Origin of the sequence: Bacteroides ndongoniae, assembly GCF_900108345.1 — a bacterium.
Taxonomy (GTDB): Bacteria; Bacteroidota; Bacteroidia; order Bacteroidales; family Bacteroidaceae; genus Bacteroides; species Bacteroides ndongoniae.
The window spans coordinates 903,792-921,644 of record NZ_FNVV01000013.1 but is presented as its reverse complement, the minus strand read 5'-3'; the positions used below and the strand labels follow the sequence as shown (position 1 = coordinate 921,644).

24 protein-coding genes are annotated in these 17,853 nt (G+C 45.7%); 22 read left to right on the top strand and 2 right to left on the bottom strand.

Going from position 1 to position 17,853, the window contains the following annotated elements; translation table 11 throughout:
• Nucleotides 1–9 precede the first annotated feature (9 nt).
• From BQ5591_RS08410 to BQ5591_RS08360, 11 genes are all read left to right on the top strand, one after another.
• Complete coding sequence (locus BQ5591_RS08410; protein ID WP_071148973.1) at nucleotides 10–1,146, top strand: DUF6043 family protein; 1,137 nt, start codon at nucleotides 10–12, stop codon at nucleotides 1,144–1,146.
• Between the two features lie 215 nt (nucleotides 1,147–1,361).
• Nucleotides 1,362–1,715 carry a helix-turn-helix domain-containing protein gene (locus BQ5591_RS08405; RefSeq protein ID WP_025277659.1) on the top strand — a complete coding sequence of 118 codons (354 nt, stop codon included), beginning with the start codon at nucleotides 1,362–1,364 and terminating at the stop codon, nucleotides 1,713–1,715.
• Complete coding sequence (locus tag BQ5591_RS08400) at nucleotides 1,708–3,090, top strand: DUF3987 domain-containing protein (protein WP_071148972.1); 1,383 nt, start codon at nucleotides 1,708–1,710, stop codon at nucleotides 3,088–3,090. Before BQ5591_RS08405 ends, BQ5591_RS08400 begins: the two co-directional genes overlap by 8 nt.
• Nucleotides 3,091–3,814: 724 nt before the next feature.
• On the top strand, nucleotides 3,815–4,108 hold the full coding sequence (locus BQ5591_RS08395; RefSeq protein WP_005807229.1) for a hypothetical protein: 294 nt from the start codon (nucleotides 3,815–3,817) through the stop codon (nucleotides 4,106–4,108).
• A gap of 5 nt (nucleotides 4,109–4,113) precedes the next feature.
• A complete protein-coding gene (locus tag BQ5591_RS08390; RefSeq protein ID WP_005807227.1) occupies nucleotides 4,114–4,296 on the top strand; it encodes a hypothetical protein in 183 nt (60 codons plus the stop codon).
• Between the two features lie 5 nt (nucleotides 4,297–4,301).
• On the top strand, nucleotides 4,302–4,634 hold the full coding sequence (locus BQ5591_RS08385; protein WP_005807225.1) for a hypothetical protein: 333 nt from the start codon (nucleotides 4,302–4,304) through the stop codon (nucleotides 4,632–4,634).
• A 12-nt stretch (nucleotides 4,635–4,646) separates the two neighbouring features.
• Nucleotides 4,647–4,949, top strand: coding sequence for a hypothetical protein (locus BQ5591_RS08380; RefSeq protein ID WP_007215944.1), 303 nt, complete (start codon nucleotides 4,647–4,649; stop codon nucleotides 4,947–4,949).
• The gene (locus BQ5591_RS08375) at nucleotides 4,933–5,190 is read left to right on the top strand and encodes a hypothetical protein (protein WP_022209415.1); all 258 of its coding nucleotides are present in this window, start codon (nucleotides 4,933–4,935) and stop codon (nucleotides 5,188–5,190) included. Before BQ5591_RS08380 ends, BQ5591_RS08375 begins: the two co-directional genes overlap by 17 nt.
• A 788-nt stretch (nucleotides 5,191–5,978) precedes the next feature.
• On the top strand, nucleotides 5,979–6,362 hold the full coding sequence (locus BQ5591_RS08370) for a single-stranded DNA-binding protein (protein ID WP_005807219.1): 384 nt from the start codon (nucleotides 5,979–5,981) through the stop codon (nucleotides 6,360–6,362).
• A 355-nt stretch (nucleotides 6,363–6,717) separates the two neighbouring features.
• On the top strand, nucleotides 6,718–7,032 hold the full coding sequence (locus BQ5591_RS08365; RefSeq protein WP_032529489.1) for a hypothetical protein: 315 nt from the start codon (nucleotides 6,718–6,720) through the stop codon (nucleotides 7,030–7,032).
• A 28-nt stretch (nucleotides 7,033–7,060) separates the two neighbouring features.
• Nucleotides 7,061–7,342: an LPD11 domain-containing protein gene (locus tag BQ5591_RS08360; RefSeq protein ID WP_005807216.1), complete on the top strand. Its 282-nt coding sequence runs from the start codon at nucleotides 7,061–7,063 to the stop codon at nucleotides 7,340–7,342.
• A 356-nt stretch (nucleotides 7,343–7,698) separates the two neighbouring features.
• Here BQ5591_RS08360 and BQ5591_RS08355 read toward each other — a convergent pair whose 3' ends face one another.
• Complete coding sequence (locus tag BQ5591_RS08355) at nucleotides 7,699–8,313, bottom strand: recombinase family protein (protein ID WP_008781633.1); 615 nt, start codon at nucleotides 8,311–8,313, stop codon at nucleotides 7,699–7,701.
• Between the two features lie 238 nt (nucleotides 8,314–8,551).
• On the opposite strand from BQ5591_RS08355, the gene BQ5591_RS08350 reads away from it, so the two are divergent.
• The 7 genes from BQ5591_RS08350 (at nucleotide 8,552) to BQ5591_RS08320 (ending at nucleotide 15,042) form a co-directional block, all read left to right on the top strand.
• A complete protein-coding gene (locus tag BQ5591_RS08350; protein WP_071148971.1) occupies nucleotides 8,552–9,592 on the top strand; it encodes a hypothetical protein in 1,041 nt (346 codons plus the stop codon).
• Between the two features lie 18 nt (nucleotides 9,593–9,610).
• Nucleotides 9,611–10,057 carry a hypothetical protein gene (locus BQ5591_RS08345; protein ID WP_005815981.1) on the top strand — a complete coding sequence of 149 codons (447 nt, stop codon included), beginning with the start codon at nucleotides 9,611–9,613 and terminating at the stop codon, nucleotides 10,055–10,057.
• Between the two features lie 13 nt (nucleotides 10,058–10,070).
• Nucleotides 10,071–10,472 carry a hypothetical protein gene (locus BQ5591_RS08340; RefSeq protein ID WP_005807212.1) on the top strand — a complete coding sequence of 134 codons (402 nt, stop codon included), beginning with the start codon at nucleotides 10,071–10,073 and terminating at the stop codon, nucleotides 10,470–10,472.
• Nucleotides 10,473–10,546: 74 nt separating this feature from the next.
• A complete protein-coding gene (locus tag BQ5591_RS08335; protein WP_225678910.1) occupies nucleotides 10,547–11,041 on the top strand; it encodes a hypothetical protein in 495 nt (164 codons plus the stop codon).
• 1 nt (nucleotide 11,042) lies between these two features.
• Nucleotides 11,043–11,888 (top strand): helix-turn-helix domain-containing protein, encoded by an 846-nt coding sequence (locus BQ5591_RS08330; protein ID WP_005807210.1) that lies wholly within the window; start codon nucleotides 11,043–11,045, stop codon nucleotides 11,886–11,888.
• A 219-nt stretch (nucleotides 11,889–12,107) separates the two neighbouring features.
• Nucleotides 12,108–13,565, top strand: coding sequence for a MobV family relaxase (gene mobV, locus BQ5591_RS08325; protein WP_071148970.1), 1,458 nt, complete (start codon nucleotides 12,108–12,110; stop codon nucleotides 13,563–13,565).
• A gap of 52 nt (nucleotides 13,566–13,617) precedes the next feature.
• Nucleotides 13,618–15,042 carry an OmpA family protein gene (locus BQ5591_RS08320; protein ID WP_008781640.1) on the top strand — a complete coding sequence of 475 codons (1,425 nt, stop codon included), beginning with the start codon at nucleotides 13,618–13,620 and terminating at the stop codon, nucleotides 15,040–15,042.
• A 92-nt stretch (nucleotides 15,043–15,134) separates the two neighbouring features.
• Here the strand turns inward: BQ5591_RS08320 and BQ5591_RS08315 are convergent, their stop codons facing one another.
• Nucleotides 15,135–15,308 carry a histone H1 gene (locus BQ5591_RS08315; protein WP_005807207.1) on the bottom strand — a complete coding sequence of 58 codons (174 nt, stop codon included), beginning with the start codon at nucleotides 15,306–15,308 and terminating at the stop codon, nucleotides 15,135–15,137.
• Nucleotides 15,309–15,733: 425 nt separating this feature from the next.
• On the opposite strand from BQ5591_RS08315, the gene BQ5591_RS08305 reads away from it, so the two are divergent.
• The 4 genes from BQ5591_RS08305 (at nucleotide 15,734) to BQ5591_RS08290 (ending at nucleotide 17,850) form a co-directional block, all read left to right on the top strand.
• Nucleotides 15,734–16,315, top strand: coding sequence for a hypothetical protein (locus BQ5591_RS08305; protein WP_005807206.1), 582 nt, complete (start codon nucleotides 15,734–15,736; stop codon nucleotides 16,313–16,315).
• Nucleotides 16,316–16,741: 426 nt separating this feature from the next.
• Nucleotides 16,742–17,227, top strand: a complete 486-nt coding sequence (locus BQ5591_RS08300; protein WP_005807200.1) for a hypothetical protein — start codon at nucleotides 16,742–16,744, stop codon at nucleotides 17,225–17,227.
• 85 nt (nucleotides 17,228–17,312) lie between these two features.
• Nucleotides 17,313–17,507, top strand: a complete 195-nt coding sequence (locus BQ5591_RS21795) for a hypothetical protein (RefSeq protein WP_071148968.1) — start codon at nucleotides 17,313–17,315, stop codon at nucleotides 17,505–17,507.
• Between the two features lie 52 nt (nucleotides 17,508–17,559).
• Complete coding sequence (locus BQ5591_RS08290; protein WP_071148967.1) at nucleotides 17,560–17,850, top strand: hypothetical protein; 291 nt, start codon at nucleotides 17,560–17,562, stop codon at nucleotides 17,848–17,850.
• Nucleotides 17,851–17,853 lie beyond the last annotated feature (3 nt).

Here is a 17,853-nt window from a genome sequence, read left to right as displayed (position 1 = left end):
CAATGCAATATGAATATGGACGAGCAGAAACAGACATACGAACAGTTCAAGGCGGACATCCTCCAGTGGAAGGACGCACACAGGGAGGAATACACCCGCTTCGCGAAAATGATGGCGGACGGGAACGAGGTGCAGTACCTTGCCGTATGCCGGGCCATATTCAAGCAGCTGCCCGGCATCAAAAAGGAATGGCAGATATCATGGTGTGACGACAGCACGGACGGATTCGAGAACATAGGCCTCCATTTTAAAGAGAACGCGGTGCCGGAGCAGATCGTGGAACTTTACAGGAAACAGAGGGAAGAGGATGCGACTTCTCCTCCGTCCTCCTTCTGGGGCAGGATGAGATACATTTTCAGACAGAGCCTGAGAAAACGCCGCGTGACCCTGTCCGCCCCTCTTGTATTGAGCTGGCTGTATTACGGCAAGAGTTTCGAGGCCATGGTGGACATGGTCAGCAGGCAGGCTGGGCATCCCAAAGCAGGGAACGCCGAGCGGATGGGCTGCTCCATTGTCGTCAGGCAGATTATCGAGGTGTCCATAAAGAATGGCTTCCGCACGCAGGAGGACTGGGACAGGCATTTAGCCATGAAAAGTGCCATTGAGAAAGGCGGCATCGGCGAATGGGCGTTGCAGTCCGTAAAGGACAAAATTGGAGGTAATGATACCGAAAACAATCAGACCGAGACAACAAGTTCCGTCACCGGAACGGCACCACAGACACAGCGGAAGGCAGGAAAGAAGAAGATACAGGAGCGGCCGCTTGCAGATTATCTCAAGTGCGGAAACAAGGAGGCAGTTATACAATGCATCCGCAATTTCGTTTCCATAAACACGAGTGCCGTCCATCAGGCACTCCCGTTCTATGTGCTGAAAGACCTGCGGCTGGTGGCCGGGATGCACGCCGCGAAGGAGTACAGCGTGGGGATGGCATTGCAGTTCCCCGACCTGCCCTCGCTGAAAAGCGAGAGCGCCATACGGCAGGCGGTCGGCTTCCTGAAGGCGGCAAAGCATGTCATCAAGGACGGGAAAGATCAGATGGCACCTCTTATCGAGAGTGACGAGAACCGAGACCTGTACCGGACACTGGCAGCGGAAATCAGAGAAATCGCTGCCGATGATGAAGCGGAAACTGTGGCCGGATAGGGCAAAACGAGCCGTTTTACATGGACATGCAGACTTGAATTGTCATGACAATTTAAGACAAATTATTATATATCAATCCGTTTCAATTCGCATATACTTTTGCACCGTCAATCCTCTTCCCGGGGATAGGCGGTGCTTCTCTTTTACAAGCCATCGGAAGCGGGGCATCAGGGAACTTTTGAAGATGGTCATCACAAAATTCAAAACTGATATTTATGATTACCATAGAAAGTCTGGTTGAGCAGGGCGCGAACGTGAAACTGGAAGTCACGCCAGCCGACCTTAAGATGTTTGCCGAGGCCATCGTGCAGCGCACGATGGCGGCCCGGCAGGAAGAACTGAATGCGGAGATGCGGCGTGTGGCGGAAGAGACATGGCTCAACACAAGACAGGTGCGTGAGCTGCTGAACGTGTGCGAGGGGACGCTCAACCTGTGGGCGAAGCGCGGCTACCTCGTCCCCGTCAAGGTGGGCAACAAGAACATGTATGCCAGATCGGATGTCCGCCGTGTGCAGACGGGAGGCAAGTCCGAGAGTGTGACATCCTATTGCAAGAAGAAAAATGGCTGACATGACAAACACCCGACTTGAACTGTGCAACATGATCCGCATGGAGGCGGAGCATGTCAGTGATACAGGCTTCCCTCTGGATGTCTTTCCGCAGGCCGTGCAGTCCGTCATACTCGACATGGACCGGTACGAGAACTACAAGACCGAGTTCATCGCGACGGCCATGCTGTCGGCGGTATCGGCCGCATTGGGAGGCACCTACCGTATCCGCATCAAAGGCGAGTGGCAGAGCAACGCCGCCCTCTACATCATCCTCGTGGGCAGGCCGGGACTGGGCAAGACACCGCCGCTGGAGGCGGCATACCGCCCCATACGGAAGCACGACTACGCCCTATTCAGGGCGTATGAGTCGGAACTGGAGGCATGGAAGGCCGCCGGGGAGAGCGGCAGGAAGCCCGTACTGCGACGCACCGTCGTTTCCGACTTCACTCCGGAATCGCTACTGCTGACACATAACAGCAATCCCCGCAGCGTGGTCATTCTGGTGGACGAGATAATGGGCATGTTCAACTCCGCCAACCGCTACACCAACGGGCAACTCATAGAGCAGCTGCTCACGGCATGGAGCGGCGGGGCACTGGATGTGACAAGGGTCAGCAACACTATACCTGTGCATATTGAACAGCCGTGCATCAACATCATCGGGACCACGCAGACCAAGCGTGTGCATGAACTGCTGACGAAAGGCTTCGAGGAAAACGGCCTGCTCGACCGCATCCTGTTCGTGCTTCCCAAGTCCCGTGAAGTGCCAAAATGGACTGATTGGGATGATGGCGGGGAGGACAGGGCTTCCATGGCGGCGGCACGATGGGAACAGATACTTGGCAAGGTACTCGCCTTGGACTATGACACGGGAGAGGAAGAAAGGATGCCCCATGTGCTGTCTATGGACAGGGAGGCAAGGGAATATTTCTTCTCTTGGTGGAACAGGAAAGTGGAACGCATCAACCGGATAGAGGACGACGCCCAAGTGGAGAGTCGCGAGATGAAGCATCCGGCGCAAGTGGCACGGCTGGCCCTGCTCATGCAGGTGTTGCGGTATGCCATCGACGAGAGCCACCTGCAGTCTGTGGATACGGCATCGGTAAAGGCCGCCATCCGGCTGAACGGCTACTTCGAGGACTCGTACCGCCGCATCCGCTCATTCGTGGCGGAGGACATGTGCGAGGATCCGCCCAAGGTGCTGCTGTCGCTGTTGCCGGACACGTTCGACACGAAAACTGCCATCGCCATTGGGAAGGAATTGCAGAATGTCAGCGAGCGCACGGTGATGAACTACCTCAAGGAGCTGTGCCGGAGCAGGCTGCTGCGGAAGTCCAAGGCCGGGCATTACGAGAAAATCATATATGATAAATCTGTAAAATTTAATATATAACTATTTAACCATTTGTAAATGAGTAGTTTATGAATTTTGTTTCTGAAACAAGAAACAAATCAGGAACAAAAAATGGTTTTTTAGGTAAATCCTCGTTTTTTTGTTTGCATTACTTTTCATTCCTTTCACTTGCTTGCAATCAAAGCACCAATCCAAGCTATTACTATGCTTTCTCATCCTGATTCAATATATGTTTTTTCATATATCCAGGAATTCGCAGCGAAAAGAGAAAAGTATTGTTTTCAATGATCGATATCAATATGTGCAAAGTTAAAAATAATCATCCAAGCAATCAAATATTTGTCTATTTTTAGTTTACTTTAGTTTAGCATATATATAGGCTAATGGACTAAACTAAACTGTTTTTGCTCACTCTGCCACTCCCTTTTTAGACAGCAGAAAGTGGACTCCCTTTGGCTCCGTCCTTTCTCTTTTCGCTGCAATATATTCCTTTATAAGTTTACGAGTAAATATTTGTCCCTATAAGCATTCGACTTCGGGCTATTTGATGAATTGTGCCGCAAAGGTATTTGTCATGTCTTTCTTGTATGCAAGGTATCCTTGAGGTTCACAACAAAATCTCCACCTTGCTTTTGCAGCGGTAGTATTTGGTCGTGAAACCTTGCATAAAGAGCCATGACACCTTATGAAGCGACATAATTAATCAAGCCTGAAGTAGTAAATGCTACATGAGGGAAAAAAAGAAAACTTAAAATAGAATTATATGGCAAATTATGCGACAAACATTTTCTACGCAAGTACGGAAAACCAAAATGACCTCAATAAGATAGAGGCTTTCTTGGATGACAATTTCAGTTGTTATGCAAACAAGTATGGCAATTCTGTTGATGCAGAATTTCCTTCCCGGTGGGAATATCCAGAAAAAGAAATGGACCAATTGGTTGCCTCACTGGAAGCAAAAGATAAAGTCTATATTAAAATTCTAACTTATGAATTTGAAAATGAATATGTGAGTTTTAGAATCTTCTCTCAAGGCAAGTGGGAAATAAAAATATAATAGTGATGAGCAACAGAACATTTGATAACGAAAGCGATATTATAGGTTTATCCTGTACTTTATCCACGGCTTATAAAGGCTACACGGAAGGTGTAATTGTGGACGACTATGGCACTACCATAGTTGTCCGCCTTGAAAGCGGCAAAGAGATTTCAGTATTCCGAGATGAAATTATTATTCATGATTAAGCAATATGGCACAGATAGCAACAAAATTCGTTCAATGGGATGTTCCGGAGCTGGCAACATTACAAGGCAGCCGAGTGTATAAGTTGCGGGAACATCTGAATAATGGCGGCAAACTCAATAGAGAAGACAAGAATTGGATTACTCGCAACGTGAGCGAAAGCACCTATTTCAAACGGGGGATTGCCTTGAGCGGTTATCATTTTGATTTTTCCGATGTTCTCAAGCGGTATTTCGTCAAACAATACGGGCATATCCAAGAATATTATGCCATAGACAAAACCGCATTACGCTCAATACTGTATGGCAGGATTGAGGATATAGTTGAAGTAGTACGTTAGAATACATGGCTTATGGGAAAATTTGAATTTTATCAAGACTGTAAAGTCACAAGTTGGGAAAGAGACTATTTCACTGTGGAAGCCAACAGTTATGAGGAAGCAGAGGCAATCGTCCGGTCCTGGCGTTGCAAAGATGTTTCGAATATCATTGACAGCCGTCTTTCTCATGGAAGAAGTGAGGCTTTGCGTGATACTTCCGAGCTTTTGTTTCCCGAAGAAAACGATGGTTACTCGACTATTGAGATTTTCAACCAGGAAGGAGAATCTATCATGACTAATGCACTAAACGAAGACAATTATGAACGTAACGATTGAACACCCTTTTTGCCCTTACTGCAGCGAAGTGACAAATCTATATTTCAGAATTATTAACACGCTTCTTTTCTCAAAAGACGAAAACGAACTTCGCACAAGCATGGAGAGTCTAAAGAAAGAGACCCGGCTTGACGAGTATTTCACGTTCGGCTATGGGGCACACCATCTTTGGATATGCCAACGAAAACCGAGCGACAAAAACAAAATCTTTCCACACCGCATCATGATGATCCAATTCTGACATGGAGCCTCTGTACTATACGGACTGGAGTTGAATATTCAGTTCCAGCCCGTAACTTCATTTACCGCAATAACCTTTTATATCCAAAACTTCATTGAGACGCAGATGGCCATTGGCCAGACAATGATTTTTGCCGGATTATCCATTTATATTCTCTTTTGGCTGCGCCATATCCCTTTATAAAATAGAAGCTGAAACTCGCATAACGCGCCCGTTCCGCTTTGTCTCCCAATCGGGCTTCAGCCCTTTTTTCATTTTGCCTTCTTTTCCCTCATTTCTCTTGCCGGATAAAGGCTGCAACACCGATACGCCAGCACCCCTTTGCCAATTCTTCGTCTTACGGCCTTTCCCACGCCGCAGCTTATACGCTTACTGCCAGTACGGCATATCATCCTTGCCGCTTCAAATCATGAGACATGGTGCTGTTTCCCGCCAGAAGCTCTTCTTCCTATGCCAGCCGAGAGTTGAAACCAATTCGTGCCCATTGACAGCACCGTCCGTCTTTATTATTCCTTTAACCAGTTGCCAATTGTTTTTCCTCTTCTTTTTCGTGACTGCTTTCTATTGAAGTCGCCATATCGTTTTTCGTTGCAAAGTTAGTATGCAGCCGGGCGCGACCCATGGTCTTGACCAATGGCGTAACAGTACAAATCTTCCTTTATCAAGCCTCCGGTTTGGGAGAACCCCAAAATAAAGAGTATTTATACGTTATCCTTGGTGCATCCCTTTACTGCACCTACTTTTTATGCACCGTAAAACTGATTTATTAACTTCAAAAAGCAATCGAAATGAAAAAGTACGAGAACAATTTCGCAGTAACCGGTTATGTCGCAAAAGACGCCGAGGTTTATCAATTCACCAACACAAGTGTTGCACGTTTCCCTCTGGCTGTTGCCCGCCAGGAGAAGATCGGCGAAGAAACCAAGCGCATATCCGCTTTCATGAACATTGAAGCGTGGCGCAAGAATGAAAATTCCGGGTCGTTTGACCAGCTTACCAAAGGTACGCTGCTGACCGTGGAAGGCTACTTCAAGCCTGAAGAATGGACTGACAAAGATGGAGTGCAGCACAACCGCATCGTGACGGTTGCAGTCAAATTCTATCCGGCTGTCGAGAAGGAGGAAGAAGTTCCTTCGAAACCGGCAAAAGAAGCGAAAAAGGGCAAGAAGTAATCCCTGTTTTCCTGACAAAGCGGCTTTCGGGCCGCTTTTGTTTTGCTCGAAGCCTTCCGTAATATAGCCTTTTGTATTTCACGTTTTCCCCTTTTATTGCAATGCCTGAAATTCCCTACACGCCTATTTCGAAAGCCCGGTTATTTATTCTGCAAAGTTTGATTGCCGGTTGTTTGTCCTGTCAAGGAACGCTTATGCTTGCTGCTGAAAAATCTTCCTTTCCGACATGTCGGAAAGAGTATTTTTCGCATCCTCCTTGCCTGACAGACCGCCAATCTTGTGGGCAGAAAAATAATCAACCTTCCGATACAGGATGTATCAGAGGGAAATAAAAACAACTAAAAATTTTAATGATATGACATTCAGAGCATTTATGGCAGAGAACGGGTATAACGTACAGACTACTTTTTGGGAAGATTTTTCAGCGGCCGACATTTTCGGGTTATCGGCTATTCAGGACACTTTCAACCGTGCCTTTGAAGAGTGGAAAGGCAACTGCAAGTACCTTACGGAATTGGTGTTGGTATTGAATCACAAGATATGGCAGCACTATAAAACGAAACCGAATGTGGCGGCGTTGTATGATACACTCTGGAGACAGGCAGACCAGTATGCGGTTGAGAATCTGAAGGACGAAGAGTTAAGCTATTATTATGACGTAACGGACTGATTGTATAACAAGTTAATGTAAATTGAGTATGAACACGAATAACAAGCCAAGCACAGCAGGAAGGACAACGGCTGATGATATATTGCAACGAGACGCACGGTTCAGATATATGCTGTTAGCCAGGATGCAGTCAGATTGTGAGTATTATTTGGATTACGGAGGCAGAGACCCCAAACGCCTGTGGGCAGGTGATGAAGAACGGCAAATCGATTTAATGATAAAGTTGCACGACAGCTTCAAGGAAGGAGAAAAGCCGCAGTGGCTGACAATGGACAAGATTTTGGAATACAAAAAGGAAATGAATAAATGACACCAAGCCCCCTAAAAGTCAAGCAAAACCTTTGGGGGGCTTATATTGATATAACGAGGACGCTATTCATGACGCAGTTTTCCTCTTTTAGTTTTCCTTTTTTACTGTTCCCTTGCGTGAACAGTTGGCAGCAATGATTATTTATCATGACGGAAGCTGCTTTTGCTGAATCCGCCGAATATGCCCTTCACGATTTTGCAAAAGACATAAAGTACCAATACTACGACTATAATTTCTCCCATATCCTTTTTTATATTTAGCGTTACAAATTTCCAATAAGGGTCAGAGGCTTCCCTAAATATACTTAAACTGACAGGCAAATCCGTCACTAATATGGCATCGGTTGCCTTGACTTCCTATTTCCGATTTCCAGGTACGCGGCCAGGTTTCCTGCTGAGTGCCACATTGTACTTGCCTAAAATTTGGTACACAGTACTTTTGCTCTTGACATTGCAATGCGCCATGATTTCATTGACTGAATACCCGTTGTTGTACATGTCCACAGCTATTTTATCCCGCTCGGTCTTGCTCAACATTTTGCTCGTCTTCACCGGTACACTGATACTCTGTTGCAGGCGTATCACCCGGTCAGATGACTTGCGTAATACAGCCACTTCTTCCGGAAGAGATCCGAACATGGTCAGCACCTCCGCCGCCGTCGTGTCCGGAAACAATTCACCACGGGAGTCAATCTTGTCATGGATGGAAATAATGCGGACCACTTTGATCCGGCATAACTCTATCAATGCGGCCAACTCCCTCAAACCGCGCACGGCGTTACTGAATTTCGAGACAACCAGTTCGTCCCCTCTCTCAAGATTTGTCATGAGCTGTTTCCAGCGAGGTCTGAGCGTCTCGTGCTGGACTGATTCCTCTATCACTTGTACACAACCGTACTGGCACATCCATTCCTTGTCCGCATCATATTCATCATACGAATTTGCCTTAAATATATAACCAACTTTTGCCATGTCAATATCCAATACAAATGATAACAAGTGCAAATATACAAGTTTTATTTGAGTGGCCAAATCAAACCATTATAAAAATCGAACTATTTATTTTTTCGTCCTTTTTCCTTTCACTTGTTTTCATTGATAATCATACTATTAAGTACGATATTGAAAAATGCACAAAATACAGTTCCAATGGTATTAAGTATAGAAAATTATATATAGTTTTGCGTGAAATAGTACGAAAACATATAGTATGAAAATTCAAAAAACGAACCTTAAAGCATCAAGTTTTTTACACATGATAGCTGCCGCTTCAATTACGGTATGCATGTTCACATCATGTAATGGCGGATTGACTGAACAGTCCGAAAGCGATCCTGCCGGTACATACAGAAATTATCTGCTCGAAGTAAGGAAGATGAAATCTATTTCATTTGAAGAGCTGTCAGAAAACCTTTGCCAATGGCAAGCCATAAGAGATTCCGTTTTTAACCATGTCCGGCAGGACACGGTTGGGACCCATGGTCAAGACCTTCGTAAAACATGCGAAGGCATACATGATTCCCTACGCCTGGAGTTCTCGCGTCTGGCTTTGTCAAGGCCACGTTCCTATCAGGAGTTATTCCTATTGAAAAGAAAACTTTCATCTAATGACAAAGACAATGGATTAATCCGGACCGTGGAAAAGATCCGTCCATTCTTTGAGTCATTAGATAAACGCCCAATCCATAAGGGAGACAGGAAGCAAATCATTTCGGATTATCGTACTTTGCTGGCCAACACTCTCCGAAATGGCATACACGGGACAGATGACATGACAGAGTTCATCGGAAAAGAGGATGCTATTTTTCGGGCGTTCTTGCCATATCTGTGCAGCATTGGTGATGAAGACATTTCCGATATAACGCGTGATACGGAAAAATGCTGTTTGCAGATTTTGTTTGCCGCCGAACGTAAAGAGATACCTCACCAGGATGCCCTCGTTTACCTGGCCATGCGAACCAATCGCAGACTGATACTTAATACCGGAACCTGCATCAATGACATTCATAATCAAAAGGTCCAAACAAAAGCACAAGCCTACGCATATATCTGGATGCTTATGCGCCCATACGTTTCTATGGACAGTTTCCACCTGTCGATGCTTTCTTCCAAAGACCAGGAACAGCTTGAACGGTTTGCCGCACAGACACCGGCCATATTTGAGATTTTGTGCCGAATCTTGAACTCGGGAGACAACCGTCTGGATGAATTACCCGGAATGCTTATGGAGATTTACATTCACACGCTATAAACATAAAATCAAATGAATATGCTACGACACTTTCTGAAAGACTTTATGACGTTTGTCCCCCTTCAGTTGCCACAGCTGCTCGATGTAACCACTATGGAGGAGCCGCAGTTTTACGGGGACTATGTCCTGCTGACTTTTCCATTACATGATCCTTATGACCTGGAAGAAGTGATGGATATGCTGGAGGATGATATGGAACTGATTGTGCTTTATCATCACATTCCTATGCAAGACGAACCGTTCGGCCATAGTACATGCGCTTACTCCAATCCATCTTTCGGCCAAATGTTCAAGGTGAACGCGAAGACTGATTCCGATGGCAAGGTCCATACCGTCCTTGTAACCATATATGATTCACTTGAACAAATGTACGGGGATCTCTGCCTTGACTTGCAACTCCATTCTAAAAGCGGAAAGCTGAAATACCAGAAGAACAAGGAGGACATACTTATTGACTTTTTATAAAAACAACATCATCATGAGAAATACATTATACAGGCAGATGGTCTATTGGATCAATGCCCACCGAACATGGATAGAGGTCGCAGACGACAACCTCTATAAAGAACATATCATCTCAAGAAGTGACAGGACGGACTACCTTGTCTCCCGAACTTTGGTCCTGCGGGCGTTCAAGACAAACGGAACATACCTCGAAGGTACCACATGGGCCATCCCTGAACATGAACTGAACAAAGCTTTGGCTATCTATCGCAAACAGGACCGGTCATTCAAGCAGCGAATCAAAAAAGCTGCAATGAACCTCACGGCCGTGGATGCCGAAACCATTATCCGCTTGGCAACTTATGATATTGTCCACTTGGAACTCAGAGCAACACCTATACACGTACCCGAAAAACCATATTACTTATGTTACTGAAAATATTGCAACTCATCTTTTGCGTGACCCCTCTTGTACTGTCATTGATATTGTACAAAAAGCCATACCGGTTTATGGCAAAGTTTCACGCTTCCATGAAACAAAACATCAGAGCCCGCAAACTTTATACACGGGTGATTCTGTTCCTGCTACTGCTTTTCCACTATGTCTATGCAAGTGGACATGCTGGTGAATTCGGCATCCTGGTATCAACCGTTATCTGTGCCGCTATGTTCTCGTTCAAGCTGGCGGACAGGTGTCTGAGCCGTTTGCATGATTCCATGGGTCTGTTTGCCGGCATCAGTGCTATAACATTGGTCAGCTGCTTTGAACCGTATCTGTACACTACTACCGTAACTGCGTACTATATTCTTTTGGCAGCCCTGTTCTATCCCTCTGCTCCGGTCACAGCCGAATGCGATGATGAAGAAAAGGCTGAAGGAACGACAACGCATCCTGAAACGATATCCGAAAAGAAACACGATAATCATCACGCGATGGTGTCTTTGAAGCGGACAAAGGCAGCATTTCAGAAACTCCGCACTGTAATAATCATTAAAACAAAGTAAAATGGAAAATAGTCAAGAGAATACGACCTTTATATTGGCAGATGTCAAGGTGTTCGATTTCCTGAAGGAGAAAGCCGGAGACCGTAAAACGAAGACGGAAGCGTATTGGGACCTGCTGGACAGATCAATGGCAGGTTTTGTTTCTCCATTTGTAAGAAAAGTGGAGCGAAAACTTCTTCCCAACCAATGTCATGTGACAATCTCCGATCTTGCGGAATTCTGGCATTGGCATCGTGCCACTGTCCGAACCTTTCTGGATGCTCTGGAATCTTTCGGGCTACTTGAACGCACAAAACTTAATAAAAGCGTCATCATCACCATGACCGTGCAGTCTGGAAAAAATGCAATAGCCGGAACTGAACAGGAAGAGCCGGACTTTGCCACACGAATCGGCAGTATATTGTCCGAATGGGTCATCGGCAAAAAGACATCGGAGGATGCCGGTCATTCATGTGGTCAGGCTCTTTGCCAGGCATTAGCCGCCATTGCCGGTAAAGATAATTCTCAGGCTTCCGGCAACGGCACCGATACGGTATCGGCAGAAGTCGTCAGACAGGAAGAAAAACTAAGGGAAACAATATTAGAGTGTATTGCCAATGCCGCTCTCCAGCGTGTGTTGCGTAAGTCAAGATTCGATAACAGTTCACAATTGTCGCAGTTCTTCACCCTTGACCTCGGCGGTGAATGGGGCGCGTTTATCGAGACCGCCAAAGAGCTTGCGGAGCTTGTATTTAATCCCGAAACATCCGGCGCAGGTGTTGATATGGACAGGAACAAAGAACTCCTTAAATCGTTCCGTATTCCCTTTTTATCGCTTGCGGCAAAAGCCCAGACATTGTCGGACTGAACCGGGAAACGAAAATGAATTGTATAACCAGGAACAATCCATCCCTATCTCAGTCCTGACATCCTTCCAGTTTTATGAGGCAAGTGGGCTTGCCCACATGCCACGAAACAGAGGGAGTGGGTAGCCTAATACCCCTGCCGACTAACGTCGCAGGGAGGCATGTCCGAACAAGCAGCAAGCTGGGACATGATGGATTGTACAAAACAACACGGAAACAATATGGCAAATGCAAAACAGGTACTTGACGTACATGTATCCAAAGGGATAACAGTGGCTCAGAGTAATGAACATATGCGCAATTGGACAGAGAAAGGTTGGAAAAGGGCTACTGACCTTGGTAATTATGACACGACACGTGAACACCTGAATTTTGAAGTCGTATCAGGAGGTAAGATCCGTCCTATCGACAAAGGCCGGAGCATTCCTGAGCGAATGGCTGAACTGTTGCATAAACGAGGCATAAAGGATCCCAATGAAGGTTTGGAAGAACCGAGATTCCGTACAGTCGTAAATATCATTTTTGGGGGCTCTCGCACACGGATGCAGGAACTCGCATTTGGCAAGCAGGAAGTCGATTTTGAAAAAGGTGCGGACAATAGACACATAAAAAGGAAGAGTGAGATTGAACGTTGGGCAAAGGATGTCTATTCATTTGTCTGCGGCAGATATGGTGAACAGAATATTGCCGCATTCATTGTACATCTGGATGAGTTGAATCCACATGTGCATTGTACTTTGCTGCCAATCAAAGATGGGAAGTTTGCGTACAAGGAGATATTTGCCGGTAAGGACAAATATGAATTCAGCGAGCGCATGAAACAGCTTCATACGGACTTTTATGCAGAAGTCAATAGCAAATGGGGCATGTCCAGAGGCTCAAGTGTTTCCGAAACGGGAAAGAAGCATCGCAGTACAGAAGAATACCGTCGTATGCTGTCAGAGGAATGCTCTACAATAGAAGAGAATATCAGCCGCCATCAGCAAGTCCTTTCCTCTCTCCATTCGGACATCCGGATGGCAGAGCGCAGGGTCAAGGGCTTGACTTCAATGGTGGAAAACTTGAAAAAGGAGCAGGCCGAAAAAGAAGCCCAATTGTCGGCACTCAAAAATGATATGGAAGCCCGGAAAGGTGATGCACAGACTTTATCTGCCGAGAAAGAAAAGCTCGAAAATGAGCTGGCCGCTATCCAGAATAAATTGGCAGACAAACAGGAGAAGCTACAGACCGCTGACCGACAACTTTCCGAGCTCAAGGAAAATATGGATGCCATTCAGGAGCGGACAGAAGAACTGAAGGAAGAAGCATACAAATACTCGCGTGATGTACATTCCAAAGTGGACAGTCTGCTCAAGGATGCCATGTTGGAGAATATGGTCAATGAGTGGCGGGAAATGTCGGCACAGATGAAGCCTTCCGAACGGCAACAGTTCGATGACACGCTCCTGTGTTCCGTGGCGGAACGGGGGACGGAAGTCATGCGCTGTGCGACAATGCTGTTTCTTGGAATGGTCGATGATGCCACAACATTTGCCGAAACACATGGCGGCGGAGGTGGCGGAAATGACCTCATGTGGGGACGTGATGAAGACGAGGACAACCGTGCCTGGGCTCTCCGGTGCATGAAGATGGCAAGTCGCATGATGCGTCCTTCCAGTGGCAAAAAAGCCAAACGATAAATGGCAGAAATGTATTATAATCAAAGTTATAACAAATAAAAATCATTTGAATATGACAAAACAAATCATTCTTATCTTTGCCGTTCTCTGCTCCGTGCAGGTACAGGCAAATTCACGATATACAGAAAGAGATACTGTACAACATGAGTTCTTCCATGATGCCACAGAACTGTTCCAACCCCTCCAGCCGGTCTATCTTGACGGTGTGGTAGTGCCAAGAACCGGGAGTGGCAATTGGTTTGTCAGTGTCACCGGAGGTGCAACCGCTTTTCTCGGAACGCCTCTTGGCTGCGAAGATCTGTTCGGACGTGTGAAACCCTCGTACAACCTTGCCGTCGGAAAATGGTTTACTCCTGCCGTTGGCGCCCGCATACATTACAGCGGTTTGCAATTCAAAGATGCCGGGTTATCCACGAAAAATTACCATAGCGTCCATGCAGACCTGCTATGGAACCTGCTTGGTTATCGGTATTCCGGACAGGAGCAGACACGCTGGGGACTTGCCCCATTTGTCGGAGTCGGACTGATACACAATTCCTCCAACAAGACTTCTCCTTTCGCCTTCTCATACGGTATTCAGGGACAATATCGGATTTCAAAACGGGTAAGTGCAGTACTGGAGTTCTCGGGGACAACAACCTCACAAAAATTTGATGGCTATGGCCGAACAAACCGCCTGGGTGATCATATGGTATCACTGACAGCCGGATTCACCTTCCATCTCGGGAAAATAGGTTGGAAACGAGCTGCTGATGTCACGCATTACATCCACAGGAATGAACAGCTCATCGATTATTCCCGTGCCTTGTCCGAGAAGAACAGCCGCTATGCCGGACAACATGACCGCGACAAACGAACGCTTGCTGAACTGAAGAAGATTCTGGAAATCGAAGGTCTGCTTGATACCTACGGGCACTTGCTGGAAGATGAGAAGAATGGACAACAAAGATATCCTGTAAACAATTATAGTGGGTTGAACTCATTGCGTGCAAGACTGAAACACAGACATTGGGACGGAATATCTCCTCTCGATACGGCATTCATTCATAACAACAATAACAACAAGGACAAACAGAATCCGGATTCCCTGGTATCGAATAAATTCATAACGGCTGAAGGGCACAATCCCATGGTTGTGAATCATGTCTCGGATAGCTGTATCGGAGCTCCTGTATATTTCTTTTTCACTCTTAACACGGCCCGCCTGACAGATGTTTCACAGAAACTCAATCTGGATGAATTGGCAAGGGTCGCAAAGAAATATGACTTGCATGTAAGAGTTACCGGGGCTGCGGACAGTTCTACAGGGACATCCGGCATCAATGATTCATTGAGCCAGTCAAGAGCGGACTTTATCGTTTCGGAACTGAAACAGCGCGGCATTCCTGCAGAAAGGATCACAAAAATCAGCAGAGGTGGAATTGCCGACCATCAGCCGACCGAAGCCAACAGACACACGAAAGTTGAACTGTTTTAGCCATAGAGAATCTATTATTAACCAAAAGCCTCTCCGCTGTGAAGCGCAGAGGCTTTTTACTTGATACCTGGTAGTACGTATTCCGAAAGAAATCATTTGGAGGCTTCCAGTGATTCTTTTCTGAACTGTTTCAGAAGCTTTTCAAGTTCAAGTGACGCTTTACGGGCACGCATTCCTGCTGCCTTATTGCCTTTTTCAATCTGAAGTTTGGCATTCTCTGAAAACTGAGCGAACAATTCGCTGATCTGAGCAAATGAATTTTCCATATTACAATACATTTATATAATACAATACGTTGGCAAAGATATTGAAATATATCATTCTTTTGTCAGAACGCGTTCTGTTATATCATGAATAGCATGATAATGCCATTTTTATACCCATTTCTATATTCAATAAATTGATATTCTCTCTCATCACCGGCTTTCCTTGCCGGAGAGATTTCATATGCAAAGGTACAGCGACGGACGGTCGCCAAGTACCGCTGTGCTAACGGCTCCCGGATCTTCACGGCAGCCTTCCACAAATCGAAGATTTGGGTATTCCGCTTTATCCCGTCACTGTTTACTTGTCTTGTTCGTCCTATGCTCGCTGTCTGTCCTGCATAAAAATCATTCCCCGACAAGAAGCCGGAAGAGCTTCGATAAGAGGGATAACAAAAACAATGTTCAACAATTAAATTATTACGATTATGCCGAATTGGTGCAGTACTGCGTATGTGATAGATGGCGACGCAAAAGAAGTGAAGCAACTGTATGAGTTGATGAAAGGACTGGAAGAACGTAAGACACCTTCAGTAGAAAACGGATTTGGGACTACTTGGCTGGGATGTCTCGTGGATGCTTTGGGTAAGGATTGGAACGATGTACGTTGCCGTGGCTCTTGGAACGGACTTGAAATGGACGGTGATGTATTGAAGTTTTCAACAGAAACAGCGTGGGCCCCATGCAGTGAGACATTTGACCTTGTGAGGGAAGCGTTCCCCAATCTTCGCTATTACTTTCAGGCGGAAGAGCCAGGCATGGAAGTATATGAAACAAACGATGAATTTGGTACATATTTCAGTGACAGGTTCTTCTTGGACGCATGTTCCCCAGAGGAAGAGTATCTCAGTGAATATTTCGAGACCCAAGAAGATGCGTTCGCTTGGCTTGAAGAAAAATGCGGAGAGCCGATAAAGTCAGCAGAGGATGTCAAGGCACTTGACGAACGCTGGCAAAGCAAGAGCGAAGATGCCTTCTGCTACCTGCATGAATTTCAAATAGTAAACTAATTCAATCCGACATCAGCAAATGATTCCCGAGCATTATTTGTTCGGGAGTCTTTTCTATACTTTTATAGACCGCCTGTTTTACAAAACTGCGCTGGAGGTGCATACCCTTTATATTCGGCCAGATTATTCCTCTTGTAAGAAATATATGATTTCCTACCTGCCGGCACTTTCTTGTCGGAGAGATTTTATATGCGAAGGTACAGCGACGGACGGTCGCCAAGTACCGCTATGCTAACGGTTCCCGGATATTCACGGCAGCCTTCCGCAAATCATAGATTTGGGTATTCCGCTTTATCCTGTCCACTGTTTACTTGTCTTGTTCGTCCTATGCTCGCTGTCTGTCCTGCATAAAAATCATTCCCTGACAAGAAGGCCGAAAGGCTTCAAGAAAAGGGAAATAAAAACAACAACTTAAAATTCAGAATTATGCACAGCAGAGTTTTTCAAATTTCAACAACGCAGATAGACAAGGAAAACTATCTGAACGAAGACACCCTCAATCAGGGCGACAACAGTTTTTACGATTATTGTGCCGACATCAGCGATGAAGAGCGCAAGGAAGAGATAACCAATTTAGTCAATTCCATCCTGCCGAAAGGAATGTTCGAACTTGTATCGGAAGACACGATACGTTATACAGGTGATGGCATGGAACAATGGAAAGAGAAGTATGTTGCAGAAATCCGGAAGAAAGCGGACGCCATTACTGTCGAAAATATGTTTGAGTGGAGTTCTACATATTACCTCAAGCAGGCAATAGATAATCCGCTGGATACCGGCTATCATTTTTATCTGAATGGAGACGGATGCCAGTCATTTGCCGAGCCATCCTTTGAGTTCATGCTGTTTGTCAGCTCTCTTGAACCCGGCACTTTGCTCTATGTCGGAGGCGTCATTGATTATCACTTCTGACGGTATATGTCGTATAGCCACCCGCTACCATGCGGGTGGTTTCACCCAACTCATTTAATGAAGTACAGCAATCGAAAGTATTACAATGAAGACAAAAACACTCCATAGTCAGGATGCAAAAAAAGTTGGCATCAGCAGTTTTCCCAATTTTCACAAGTCAGGAAGCATCAGTGGAATGAAAAAAGCCTATTATGGACAGGACGCCCTGCTTGTGCGTTGTGGCAGTTATATTTACAATGTGTCAAGTGCCCCTGAAATATACTACAAAGTAGCACATTAGTATTTTAGTAAAGTAGTAAAATAGTAGAATAGTAAATAAGTAAAATAGTAACATGAAGACTTGCAGAAAAGATTTTCAAGGCAGGAAAAGCACAGCGGTTCTTAAATTGCTTTGCCGTAATATAGCTGCCGGACGTTTTAACTGGCGGAGATACTGTACGCCTCAGACTTATTTCGGTCAGGAGATTTGCGTTACACCATTGCACTGTTCCTATGGCCAAATCGGCTACACCGTGCATTTCCCTTACTCCAACATGCCGGAAGTGGAATATGATTGGGAAATGGGAAAATTGACAATAGATGAAGAAAACTGGAAAGAATATTTCCGACATAGCGAACAATGACAA

Excerpts from the sequence above, each read along its gene's own strand:
- mobV (WP_071148970.1), top strand. The coding sequence starts at position 12,108 with ATGGCAAATGCAAAACAGGTACTTGACGTACATGTATCCAAAGGGATA.
- BQ5591_RS08330 (WP_005807210.1), top strand. The coding sequence starts at position 11,043 with ATGGAAAATAGTCAAGAGAATACGACCTTTATATTGGCAGATGTCAAG.
- BQ5591_RS08350 (WP_071148971.1), top strand. The coding sequence starts at position 8,552 with ATGAAAATTCAAAAAACGAACCTTAAAGCATCAAGTTTTTTACACATG.
- BQ5591_RS08335 (WP_225678910.1), top strand. The coding sequence starts at position 10,547 with ATGGCAAAGTTTCACGCTTCCATGAAACAAAACATCAGAGCCCGCAAA.
- BQ5591_RS08300 (WP_005807200.1), top strand. The coding sequence starts at position 16,742 with ATGCACAGCAGAGTTTTTCAAATTTCAACAACGCAGATAGACAAGGAA.
- BQ5591_RS08305 (WP_005807206.1), top strand. The coding sequence starts at position 15,734 with ATGCCGAATTGGTGCAGTACTGCGTATGTGATAGATGGCGACGCAAAA.
- BQ5591_RS08385 (WP_005807225.1), top strand. The coding sequence starts at position 4,302 with ATGGCACAGATAGCAACAAAATTCGTTCAATGGGATGTTCCGGAGCTG.
- BQ5591_RS08290 (WP_071148967.1), top strand. The coding sequence starts at position 17,560 with ATGAAGACTTGCAGAAAAGATTTTCAAGGCAGGAAAAGCACAGCGGTT.
- BQ5591_RS08320 (WP_008781640.1), top strand. The coding sequence starts at position 13,618 with ATGACAAAACAAATCATTCTTATCTTTGCCGTTCTCTGCTCCGTGCAG.
- BQ5591_RS08340 (WP_005807212.1), top strand. The coding sequence starts at position 10,071 with ATGAGAAATACATTATACAGGCAGATGGTCTATTGGATCAATGCCCAC.
- BQ5591_RS08410 (WP_071148973.1), top strand. The coding sequence starts at position 10 with ATGAATATGGACGAGCAGAAACAGACATACGAACAGTTCAAGGCGGAC.
- BQ5591_RS08315 (WP_005807207.1), bottom strand. The coding sequence starts at position 15,308 with ATGGAAAATTCATTTGCTCAGATCAGCGAATTGTTCGCTCAGTTTTCA.
- BQ5591_RS08405 (WP_025277659.1), top strand. The coding sequence starts at position 1,362 with ATGATTACCATAGAAAGTCTGGTTGAGCAGGGCGCGAACGTGAAACTG.
- BQ5591_RS08370 (WP_005807219.1), top strand. The coding sequence starts at position 5,979 with ATGAAAAAGTACGAGAACAATTTCGCAGTAACCGGTTATGTCGCAAAA.
- BQ5591_RS08375 (WP_022209415.1), top strand. The coding sequence starts at position 4,933 with ATGAACGTAACGATTGAACACCCTTTTTGCCCTTACTGCAGCGAAGTG.
- BQ5591_RS08395 (WP_005807229.1), top strand. The coding sequence starts at position 3,815 with ATGGCAAATTATGCGACAAACATTTTCTACGCAAGTACGGAAAACCAA.
- BQ5591_RS08345 (WP_005815981.1), top strand. The coding sequence starts at position 9,611 with ATGCTACGACACTTTCTGAAAGACTTTATGACGTTTGTCCCCCTTCAG.
- BQ5591_RS08400 (WP_071148972.1), top strand. The coding sequence starts at position 1,708 with ATGGCTGACATGACAAACACCCGACTTGAACTGTGCAACATGATCCGC.
- BQ5591_RS08365 (WP_032529489.1), top strand. The coding sequence starts at position 6,718 with ATGACATTCAGAGCATTTATGGCAGAGAACGGGTATAACGTACAGACT.
- BQ5591_RS08360 (WP_005807216.1), top strand. The coding sequence starts at position 7,061 with ATGAACACGAATAACAAGCCAAGCACAGCAGGAAGGACAACGGCTGAT.
- BQ5591_RS08390 (WP_005807227.1), top strand. The coding sequence starts at position 4,114 with ATGAGCAACAGAACATTTGATAACGAAAGCGATATTATAGGTTTATCC.
- BQ5591_RS21795 (WP_071148968.1), top strand. The coding sequence starts at position 17,313 with ATGAAGACAAAAACACTCCATAGTCAGGATGCAAAAAAAGTTGGCATC.
- BQ5591_RS08355 (WP_008781633.1), bottom strand. The coding sequence starts at position 8,313 with ATGGCAAAAGTTGGTTATATATTTAAGGCAAATTCGTATGATGAATAT.
- BQ5591_RS08380 (WP_007215944.1), top strand. The coding sequence starts at position 4,647 with ATGGGAAAATTTGAATTTTATCAAGACTGTAAAGTCACAAGTTGGGAA.